The organism is Pseudomonas sp. (genome assembly GCF_050739995.1).
In the GTDB taxonomy this organism is placed as follows: domain Bacteria; phylum Pseudomonadota; class Gammaproteobacteria; order Pseudomonadales; family Pseudomonadaceae; genus Aquipseudomonas.
This window is the reverse complement of sequence record NZ_JBOICG010000347.1, coordinates 1-10,434: the sequence shown is the minus strand read 5'-3', so window position 1 is coordinate 10,434 and position 10,434 is coordinate 1. Positions and strand designations below refer to the sequence as shown.

The window sequence follows — 10,434 nt, the reverse complement described above, 5'->3', positions numbered from 1 at the left end:
GCTCCCACATCTGAATGTGTTCACAAATCAAAATGTGGGAGCTGGCTTGCCTGCGATGAGGCCATTGAAGCCACCACAAGGTTTGGATCAGAACTTGTCGAGGGTCTTGAACTTGGTCTCGCGCACCACTTCCTTCGGCTTGTATGCGCAATACCCCGGCCGCGGCCCGATCTTGGGGTGATTGCGGCAAGTATCCGGGCGCTTGTCATAAATAGTGCAGAAGCGCGTCTTACGATCCAGGTACAGGCAGTCGTTGTTGCTCATGCGCTGCAGGGTAAAAATTTCCGATTTGGAGTTGAACCGCTCGACGATGCCTTCCTTCTGCAACCGCTTGGCGATGTTCTTCGGCGGGTCGCCGCGCTCGAACTCATCGACGATGCCAATGCGGATCAGGTCCTTGATCTTCACTTCGACCGGCAGCGTGCAGCAGCTGGACACGCAGCCACCGCACATATGCGCGGAATATTTCTGCCACGTTTCAAGTCGGTCGAGTTCCGCGGCGGCGATCAGTTGAGGCTTCATCAGGGTTCCAAAAGGTGGGGCTGTGTCCGGGCGCGCGATCATACCGGGATTGGTGGTTTTTTGAACAATATTTTGCGGGTTTCAGCTCAAAGGCTGATCAGGCACGACCCCTGCATCAAATTCACGCCAAGGTGAATGAGCTAAAAAACTGCCGAACCAGCGCGTCTACCGTCTGTCAGACCGACTAGGCTCTAGCAACTCCTTCAATCTCGCCCGAGGTCACACCGATGTCTCAGGAACCGCTTGCACGAGAAGCAGAGGTAGCCGCATTCCGCGATGCCGTCTTGACCAAGCTCACCTATGCGGTGGGCAAGGACCCGGATCACGCCTTCGACCATGACTGGTTCGAAGCCATCGCCCTGGCCGCTCGCGACCAGATGGTCGACCACTGGATGGACCATACCCGGCGCATCTACCGTAAAGGCCAGAAGCGGGTGTATTACCTTTCCCTGGAATTCCTCATCGGTCGCTTGCTCTACGACAGCCTGAGCAATCTCGGTGTGCTGGAGATCGCCCGCGAAGCGCTGGCCGAACTGGGTGTGGACCTGGAGCGCATCCGCCTGCTGGAGCCTGACGCGGCGTTGGGCAACGGTGGCCTGGGCCGTCTGGCGGCGTGTTTCATGGAAAGCATGTCAACCTTGGGTATTGCCGGCCACGGTTATGGTATCCGTTACGAGCACGGTTTGTTTCGCCAGGCCATTGTCGATGGCTGGCAACAGGAACAGACCGAGCGCTGGCTGGATTTCGGCAACCCGTGGGAGTTCGAGCGAGCCGAAGTGATTTACCCGATTGGCTTTGGTGGCAGCGTTGAAACACTGGAGGATGCTTCCGGCAAAGTGATCCAGCGATGGACGCCGAACGAAACCGTGCGTGCGGTTGCCTATGACACGCCAGTGGTCGGCTGGCGTGGTGCCAGCGTCAATACCCTGCGCCTGTGGCGTGCGCGTGCGGTGGAAGACCTGCACCTGGAACGCTTCAATGCGGGTGACCATTTGGGCGCCGTGGCCGAAGTGGCCCGCGCCGAAAGCATCTCCCGCGTGCTTTACCCGGCCGACAGCACCGAAGCGGGGCAGGAATTGCGCCTACGCCAGGAATACTTCTTCGTCTCGGCCTCGCTGCAAGACTTGCTGCGCCGCCATAAGAACATGCACGGCTCGGTGCTGAGTCTCGGCGAGCACGCGGCGATCCAGCTCAACGACACTCACCCGTCCATCGCCGTGGCCGAGTTGATGCGGCAACTGGTCGACCTGCACGACATTCCGTGGGAAGCGGCGTGGGACGTCACCGTCGAAACCCTTTCCTACACCAACCACACACTGTTGCCCGAGGCCTTGGAAACCTGGCCTGTAGGTCTGATGGAGCGCATGTTGCCGCGACACATGCAGATCATCTACCTGATCAATGCCCAGCATATCGACTCGTTGCGTGCCAAAGGCATCCACGACTTTGACGTGCTGCGTGCCGTGTCGCTGATCGAAGAGGACAACGGCCGCCGCGTGCGCATGGGCAACCTGGCGTTTCTTGGCTCCCATAGCGTCAATGGCGTATCCGGCCTGCACACCCAACTGATGCGCAGCACAGTGTTCTCCGAGCTGCACAAGCTGTACCCGGAGCGCATCAACAACAAAACCAACGGCATTACCTTCCGCCGCTGGCTGTACCAGGCCAACCCCAAGCTGACCGAGATGCTGGTGGAGGCGCTGGGTCCGGACATCCTCGATAAACCCGAGGAGCGCCTGGTCGAGCTGGAGCCCTTTGCCGAGAAGCAACCTTTCCGCAAGGCTTTCGCCGAGCAGCGGCTGCACAGCAAGCGCGCACTGGCGGAGATCATCCACGAGCGTCTGGGCATTGCGGTCAACCCGGCGGCGATGTTCGACGTGCAGGTCAAGCGTATCCACGAGTACAAGCGCCAATTGCTCAACCTGCTGCACACCGTGGCGCTGTACCAGGCGATCCGCGCCGAACCGGGCACCGACTGGGTGCCTCGGGTGAAGATTTTCTCCGGCAAGGCCGCGGCCAGTTATCACCAGGCCAAGTTGATCATCAAGCTGACCAACGACATCGCCCGCACCGTCAACAACGACCCAACCGTGCGCGGCTTGCTGAAGGTGGTGTTCCTGCCCAACTACAACGTCAGCCTGGCAGAAAGCATCATTCCTGCGGCGGACTTGTCCGAACAGATCTCCACTGCCGGCTTTGAGGCCTCGGGCACCAGCAACATGAAGTTCGGCCTCAACGGTGCGCTGACCATCGGCACCATGGACGGTGCCAACGTGGAGATGCACGAGCGCGTCGGCGCCGAGCACATGTTTATCTTCGGCCTCAGTGCGCAGCAGGTGGAAGCGCGCAAGCATGCCGGCGAATTCAACGCGGGTCCCGATATCGCTGCGTCCTATCGCCTCAACGATGTGTTGCAAGCGATCCGTGGCGGGGTGTTCTCGCCGGATGATCCGGGCCGCTATGTGGGGTTGATCGACGGACTGATCGACTACGACCGCTTCCTGGTGTGTGCCGACTTCGACTCTTACTGGGACGCCCAGGCGCGGGTCGAGGCGCATTGGCATGACTCCAAGGCATGGTGGCGCTCGGCGGTGTTGAATACGGCGCGGATGGGCTGGTTCAGTTCGGACCGGACGATCCGCGAGTACGCTACCGAAATCTGGAAAGCCCTCGACTAATCATCGCTGACCTGAACATGTGTGCGGGCTTATATGGGAGCTGGCTTGCCTGCGATAGCATCACCTTGGTGTGACAGATACACCGAGGCGCCTGCATCGCGGGCAAGCCCGGCTCCCACACAAGCTTGCTTCCACATGGGGCTCGCGTCGATATACTAGGCCTCGGTTTGCCCGCCTCGGGCTGCTTAGGGATATCGACCATGCAATGGATTTTCATGCTGATTGGCCTGGTGCTCGGCTGGACACTCGACGAGTCGTTCAGCGATGCAGGCATTGGCGCGCTGCTGGGCTTGGGCATCGGCCAGGCGATTCGGCTGTCACAGCTTGCGGCCAAGGCGGAGCAGCAGGCAGGCCAGTTGGAAACCACGCAAAAGGCGTTGATCGCCCTGGGTGAGCGCTTGCATCAATTGGAGGTGCCTGCGCCGACCCGCCCGGTCATTGTCGAAACGCCTGCCCCAGAGCCCACGACGGTCACCGCGATGCCCGAGCTGGTTTGGGAGCTGCCTGCCGACATCGCACCTGCCATCATGGCCGCCGAAGCGAGCCAGCCGCTGCCGGATGACGTTTGGGCGCCAGAACCCATTTCACGTCCTGAGGCGCCCGCCGTTCCACGTGGTCCCAACCTGATCGAACGCGCCATCAGCGGCGCACGCAATTGGCTGTTCGGCGGTAATACGGTTTTGCGTGTCGGTGTGGTGCTGTTGTTTCTCGGCCTGGCGTTCCTGTTGCGCTACGCCACCGAGGGCATGGTGGTGCCGATCGAGCTGCGGTATGCGGGTGTCGCCGCTGCCGCCATCGGCCTGCTGGGCCTGGGCTGGTGGTTGCGACTGCGCAACAGTAACTACGGTTTGATGCTGCAAGGCACCGGTATTGCGGTGCTGTACCTGACCGTGTTCGCCGCGATGCGCCTGCACCCGTTGATTGACCCGAGTGCGGCGTTGGGCCTGTTGGTAGCGGTTACGGTGTTCTCGGCAATCCTGGCGATCACCCAGGATGCCCTCGGCCTGGCTTGCGCGGCGGCGCTGGGTGGTTTTGCCGCGCCGATCCTCACCTCGACCGGCGCCGGTAATCATGTGGCGCTGTTCAGCTATTTTGCGCTGCTCAACGCCGGCATCCTCGCCATTGCCTGGTTCAAGGCCTGGCGCCTGCTCAACCTGATCGGGTTTGTCGGCACCTTCGGCATTGGCTTTGCGTGGGGCATGCGCTCGTATACGCCGGAGCTGCTGTGGAGCACGGAGCCGTTCCTGATCCTGTTTTTCCTGATGTACTTGGCCATCGGCCTGCTGTTCGCCCGGCGCAAGTTGCTGGAGATGGGCGAGGCGCCCGAGGGTCGTGATGCACTGCTGCGCTGGTCGGCGTCCAAGGGTGACTACGTCGACGGCACTATGCTGTTCGGCCCGCCGTTGGTGGGCTTTGGCTTGCAGTTCGCGTTGGTGCAGCACCTGGAGTTTGCCGCTGCGTTCAGTGCGCTGGGGCTTGGGATCATCTACATGGGCCTGGCGCGCTTGCTCAGTGGCGGGCGCGCCTTGTTGCTGGCGGAAACCTGCCTGGCATTGGGCGTGATCTTTGCCAGCCTGGCGATTCCTTTGGGCCTTGATGCGCGCTGGACGGAAGCCGCCTGGGCGGTCGAGGGCGCCGGGGTCTTCTGGCTTGGCCTGCGCCAGCATCGGCCATTAGCACGGGCGTTCGGCCTGTTGCTGCAATTGGGTTCGGCGCTGGCGTTCCTCAGTGAACTGCGAGTGGGTGAACTCACCTTGCTCGACGGTGCGCCACTGGGTGCGTTGCTGTTGGGTGTCGCATTGCTGTTCAGCTTCGATCAGTTGCGCAAGGCGTCCACCGAGCAGGCGGCGGATTGGGAGCGTAAAGGCCTGCCGGTGCTGGCAAGTCTGGGCTTGAGCTTCCTGTACCTGCTTGCACCGCTGTTTTTACTGACCCAAGGCACGGCCATCAGTTGGGCAATCGGCGGTCTGGTCACGCTGTTGATCGGCCTGCGCATCAGCTCGCGTACCTTCCTGTTCACGGCCTTCGCCGTGCAGTTGCTGGGCGGCGCCTTGTTCCTGTTGCGCTTGCAGGGCGGTGATGGCGTGGCGGTGTTCAGCGCGGGCTGGGCCGGCCTGTTGACTGCCTCACTGATCGGACTGGCCTTGGTCGGCGGCATGCTGTTGGCCGCGCGCGATGACATGGTGCGCAGCGACGTACGCCTGTTGCGTGGGTTGTCGGTGGTGTTGCTGGCCGGTCTGGTGCTGATCAACCTGGCGGTGCTGTTCGTCCTGCCATGGGAAAGCGCCAGCGGTGTGTGGGCGGCCAGTGGCTTGTTGATCATCTGGTTGAGCCTGTACCTGCAACAACGCGTCAGCTTCGTGTTTGGCTTGTTGTTGCAACTGGTCGGCGGCGCCTCGTTCCTGCTGGCGGTGCCGGAGTTGCTCGGACCATTGACCAGCGACGGTTTGCGGCCACTGGCCCACAGCGGTTTCTGGACACCGATGGTCTTGGGGCTTGCCGCCCTGGTCGGCGCTTGGCGCTTGCAGCGTGAGCCCCATGCGGCGGTGTTTACCGTGTTGAAACTGCAACGCCTGTCCGACCTGTTACTGGTGTGGGGTGCGGCGTGGTGGGCAATGGCGCTGATCGGCGAAGTGCTACGGTTTATCCCTGAAGAATTGCAAGGCTCGTTCCTGCTGGCGATTGCGGCGGTGAGTGTGGCGATCTGGGCGTTTTTGGCCGAACGCTTGCGCTGGGCTTCGCTTGGCATGCTGTGCACCTTGCTGATGCTGGCGGCAGGCCTGGTATTGCTGGTGTCTGCCCATGCTTATTACCACCCGGCGGCCCACTACGGCTGGCTGGCCTGGCTGGCGGTGTTTGGGGTGCATTTCATCACGCTGCGCCGCTTGGCGACGGTGGTTCCAGGCAAGGTGTCGAGCATTGCTCATGTGCTGGGCTGCTGGATGTTGATCGGTGTGTTGGCCCTGGAGCTGCGTTACGGCCTGTTGTTGCTGTCGAGCGAGTACAACGCCTGGCGCTGGTTGGGTTGGGCGATTCTACCGAGCCTGTACCTGGTGCTGGCGGCTGCGCCGCGCAGTTGGCCGTGGCCGGTGTCGGCTTATCCGCGTGAGTACCGTGTACTGGCGGCGTTGCCGTTGGCGGTGCTGATGCTCGGCTGGTTCTGGTTGGCGAATATCTTCAGTGACGGCACGGCCAAGCCGCTACCGTATGTGCCGCTGCTCAACCCGCTGGACCTGGGGTTGTTGTTCGCGCTGTTGGGTGTGTACTTGTGGTCGCGCAGTGTGGCGCCGCAACGCGGGCTGCGAGCCGAGTGGGTCGCCCAGGGTGTCGCGGGTGTTTCGCTGTTTGCGTTCTTTACCGCGTTGGTGATGCGTACCGCCCACCATTGGGGCGGCGTACCGTTTCACTTGGACGCGTTGCTGGAGTCGATGCTGGTCCAGGCCGGGCTGTCCATCGTCTGGACCCTGATCGCCCTCGGCCTGATGATCGGCGGCCACCTGCGCCATCGTCGCGAAGTGTGGCTGATCGGTGCGGCGCTGATTGCCGTGGTGGTGGCCAAGCTGTTCTTTGTCGAACTGAGCAACCGTGGCGGGCTGGCGCGGATTGTGTCGTTCATCGGCGTGGGCGGGTTGTTGCTGGTGGTGGGCTACTTTGCACCGCTGCCGCCCAAGCGTGCCGAATCTGTGATTGAAACCGAAGGAGCGTCTTCTTGATGGGCAAGCTGAGTCTGGGCGGGTGGGTGGTAGGGATGCTGTGTTCGGCGGTTTACGCCCAGGAAGGGCCGGCCGACTTCACCACGCAGGTGCCGCTGGCCGTGAGCGGCAGTGGCCCGTGGTATCGCGTGGAGTTGCCGCTGGCGCTGCAATTGAGTGCTCGTCAGGCGGATCTCAGTGACGTGCGGGTGTTCAACGCCGCCGGGGAGCCGCAGGCGTATGCGCTGTCGCGCCAGTCAGCGCAGCGCACCGAAAGCCGCGATGTGGCCGATGTGAAGTGGTTCCCGCTGTACGCCGCCGATGCGCAGGAAGCGTTGCCTGGCGTGGTGATGAAATCCACCGCCGAAGGCACCTTGCTGGAAGTCCGTCCAGCCACAAAGACTGACAAGCAGGTGCTACGCGGCTGGGTTCTGGATGCCAGCGGGATCAAGGCTCCGTTGCAGCAACTAAGCCTGGACTGGAGCCGCGAGCAGGATGGCTTCCAGCGTTTCAGCATTGAAGCCAGCGATGACCTGCAGCATTGGGAGTCCTGGGGCGATGGCCAAGTGGCGCGCCTGTCGTTTGCCGACGAACGGGTCGAACAGCATGACGTGAGCTTGCCGGGGCAGTCGGCGCGTTATCTGCGTTTGGTCTGGCAGGGCCAGGCGGCGCCGCAGTTGACCTCGGCCAAGTTGGTCAGTGCTACCAGCAGCAGCCTGCCGATGCCGTTGGTGTGGTCGCAGCCGTTGTCGGGCGTACGCCTCAAGGCTGGCGAATACAGCTGGCAACTGCCGACGGGGTTGCATGTCGAGCGCCTGCGTATCGAGTTGAAGCAGCCCAACACGTTGGCTCCTGTGACCTTATCGGGGCGCCGTGAGGTCAATCAGGCCTGGCAGCCACTGAGCAATGCCTTGTTGTATCGCCTGACCCAGAATGGCCAGGACGTGGTGCAGGATCAATTGCAGTTGCCTGGCGTGGCCGTTGGCGAGCTCAAGTTGCAGGTGGACGAGCGTGGTGGTGGCCTCGGCGTCGAAGCGCCTGCCCTGAGCTTTGCCGTGCGTGCCACGCAATTGGTCTTCCTGGCGCGGGGCGAGCCGCCGTTTACCCTGGCGCTGGGTAATGCGTCGGTGAAAGCGGCGAATTTGCCGTTATCCACGCTGATTCCTGACTACAGTTCCGAGCGCCTCAAGTCGCTGGGCCAGGCCGTGGTGACGGGAGAGGCTGTGGTCAAAACCCCGGCCGTCGCTGTTTCGCCCGAGGTCGGTGGCGACTGGAAGAAGTTTGGCTTATGGGCCGTGCTACTGCTCGGCGTGGCGGCACTGGGGGCGATGGCCTACAGTCTGTTGCGCAAGCCTCAGGGCAAACCGTGAACTCTATTGGCGTTAAATCCTCTGATTAGAGGAAATAAGCCTCGACTCGCGTTAAACTGCGCGGGTTTTTAAGCCCCCCATTCTTCGGAGCCTTCCATGTCCCGCGTTACCTTGAGTCGCTATTTGATTGAGCAGACCCGCAGCAACAACACGCCTGCCGATCTGCGCTTCCTTATCGAAGTGGTGGCGCGTGCTTGCAAGGAAATCAGCCACGCCGTCTCCAAGGGCGCACTGGGTGGTGTCCTGGGCAGCATGGGCACTGAGAACGTCCAAGGCGAAGTACAGAAGAAACTCGACGTACTCTCCAACGAGATCCTGCTCGAAGCCAACGAATGGGGCGGTCACCTGGCCGGCATGGCGTCCGAAGAAATGGACAACGCCTACCAGATCCCGGGCAAATACCCGAAAGGCGCCTACCTGCTGGTGTTCGACCCACTGGACGGCTCGTCCAACATCGACATCAACGCACCGGTCGGCACCATCTTCTCGGTATTGCGTTGCCCGAACGAATACCTGAGCCAGAACGAAGCCCTGAACGAAAAGGCCTTCCTGCAACCAGGCACCGAGCAGGTCGCCGCCGGCTACGCGATCTACGGCCCACAGACCATGCTGGTGCTGACCCTGGGCGACGGCGTCAAAGGCTTCACCCTGGACCGCGAAATGGGCAGCTTCGTGCTGACTCATGAAGACATCAGCATTCCTGCTTCCACCCAGGAATTTGCGATCAACATGTCCAACCAGCGCCACTGGGAAGAACCCGTGAAACGCTATGTGAACGAGTTGATGGAAGGCGAAGAAGGCCCGTTGAAGAAGAACTTCAACATGCGCTGGGTTGCCGCGATGGTGGCTGACGTGCACCGTATCCTGACCCGTGGTGGCCTGTTCATGTACCCACGTGACAGCCGCGAGCCGTCCAAGCCGGGCAAACTGCGCTTGATGTACGAGGCCAACCCGATGTCCTTCCTGGTTGAACAGGCGGGCGGCGCGTCCACCGACGGCCATCAGCGTATCCTCGACATCCAGCCGGAAGGTTTGCACCAGCGTGTGGCGGTGTTCCTGGGCTCGAAGGAAGAAGTTGAGCGCGTGACCGCGTATCACAAGAAATAAGCTAGGCAGCCATTGAAGAAGCCCCGAAACGTTTCAGCGTTTTCGGGGCTTTTTTGTTTTTGCTTGTCGGGAACCAGACACCTCTTTTCCCTTCTAAGCTTCTGGCAGATACCCCAGCTGCTTTGTCTCTCCAGGAGCTTTTCCATGTCTTTACGCCGTCTCGCCTTGCTGGCTTTTTGCGTGCTGTTAGCCGCTTGCAGCAAGGTCACCCAAGAAAACTACGCGAAATTGTCGGCCGGCATGGCCAAGGCTGAGGTTGAGTCGTTGCTGGGCAAGCCGACCGATTGTTCTGGTGCGCTGGGTATGTCCAGCTGCACATGGGGCGATAAAAACAGCTTTATCAGCGTGCAGTACGCCGGTGACAAAGTTCTGATGTTTTCCGGGCAAGGCCTGAAGTAAACCGGGGCGCGAGCCTGCGGGAGAAAAAGAATGATGCGTTTTGTTATATACCTTTGTGCCAGCCTGTTTTTGGCGGGCTGCGCCAGCCATTCTGGCGATGATCTGCAACCCAAGACCGCGAGTAACGTCAACCTCAAGCGTTACCAGGGCACCTGGTATGAGTTGGCCCGATTGCCGATGTACTTCCAGCGCAACTGCGCGCAGTCCGAAGCCCGCTACACCTTGCTGCCGGATGGCGACATGTCGGTGTTCAATCGTTGTCTGACGACCGAGTGGAAGTGGGAAGAGGCCAAGGGCACCGCCACGCCGCAGGTTCCGGGCAAGACCGACAAGCTTTGGGTGGAATTCAATAACTGGTTCACATCGCTGTTGCCGGGCGTCGCCAAGGGCGACTACTGGGTGCTTTACGTCAGCGATGACTACAAGACCGCCATTGTTGGCAGCCCGAGCCGGCGCTATATGTGGATCTTGTCGCGCACGCCGACAGTGAGTGCCGACACCCGCGAAGACCTGCTGAGCAGGGCGCGACAGCAAGGGTATGACACCACTCGGTTGATCTGGCGTACGTCGGATCAGCAGATGGCCAAGACCTCACAGTAATTCTGGATCGAAGCCAATCAAAATGTGGGAGCTGGCTTGCCTGCGATGCAGTCACCTCGGTACATC

General features: G+C 61.3%; 7 protein-coding genes. 6 read left to right on the top strand and 1 reads right to left on the bottom strand.

All coding sequences use genetic code 11. The features are described from left to right. Positions 1–87: 87 nt before the first annotated feature. On the bottom strand, positions 88–522 hold the full coding sequence (locus ACRESD_RS11665) for a YkgJ family cysteine cluster protein (RefSeq protein ID WP_017529542.1): 435 nt from the start codon (positions 520–522) through the stop codon (positions 88–90). Positions 523–749: 227 nt separating this feature from the next. Here ACRESD_RS11665 and ACRESD_RS11660 point away from each other — a divergent pair, with 227 nt between their 5' ends. From ACRESD_RS11660 to ACRESD_RS11635, 6 genes are all read left to right on the top strand, one after another. Next, a complete protein-coding gene (locus ACRESD_RS11660; RefSeq protein ID WP_431751036.1) occupies positions 750–3,200 on the top strand; it encodes a glycogen/starch/alpha-glucan phosphorylase in 2,451 nt (816 codons plus the stop codon). A gap of 200 nt (positions 3,201–3,400) precedes the next feature. Beyond that, the gene (locus ACRESD_RS11655; protein ID WP_431751035.1) at positions 3,401–6,913 is read left to right on the top strand and encodes a DUF2339 domain-containing protein; all 3,513 of its coding nucleotides are present in this window, start codon (positions 3,401–3,403) and stop codon (positions 6,911–6,913) included. After that, positions 6,913–8,262: a DUF3999 domain-containing protein gene (locus ACRESD_RS11650; protein ID WP_431751034.1), complete on the top strand. Its 1,350-nt coding sequence runs from the start codon at positions 6,913–6,915 to the stop codon at positions 8,260–8,262. Before ACRESD_RS11655 ends, ACRESD_RS11650 begins: the two co-directional genes overlap by 1 nt. Positions 8,263–8,358: 96 nt before the next feature. Beyond that, the gene (locus ACRESD_RS11645) at positions 8,359–9,369 is read left to right on the top strand and encodes a class 1 fructose-bisphosphatase (protein ID WP_003187818.1); all 1,011 of its coding nucleotides are present in this window, start codon (positions 8,359–8,361) and stop codon (positions 9,367–9,369) included. A 144-nt stretch (positions 9,370–9,513) separates the two neighbouring features. Next, positions 9,514–9,768: a hypothetical protein gene (locus tag ACRESD_RS11640; protein WP_060754591.1), complete on the top strand. Its 255-nt coding sequence runs from the start codon at positions 9,514–9,516 to the stop codon at positions 9,766–9,768. A 30-nt stretch (positions 9,769–9,798) separates the two neighbouring features. Further along, positions 9,799–10,368: a lipocalin family protein gene (locus ACRESD_RS11635; RefSeq protein ID WP_431751033.1), complete on the top strand. Its 570-nt coding sequence runs from the start codon at positions 9,799–9,801 to the stop codon at positions 10,366–10,368. Positions 10,369–10,434 lie beyond the last annotated feature (66 nt).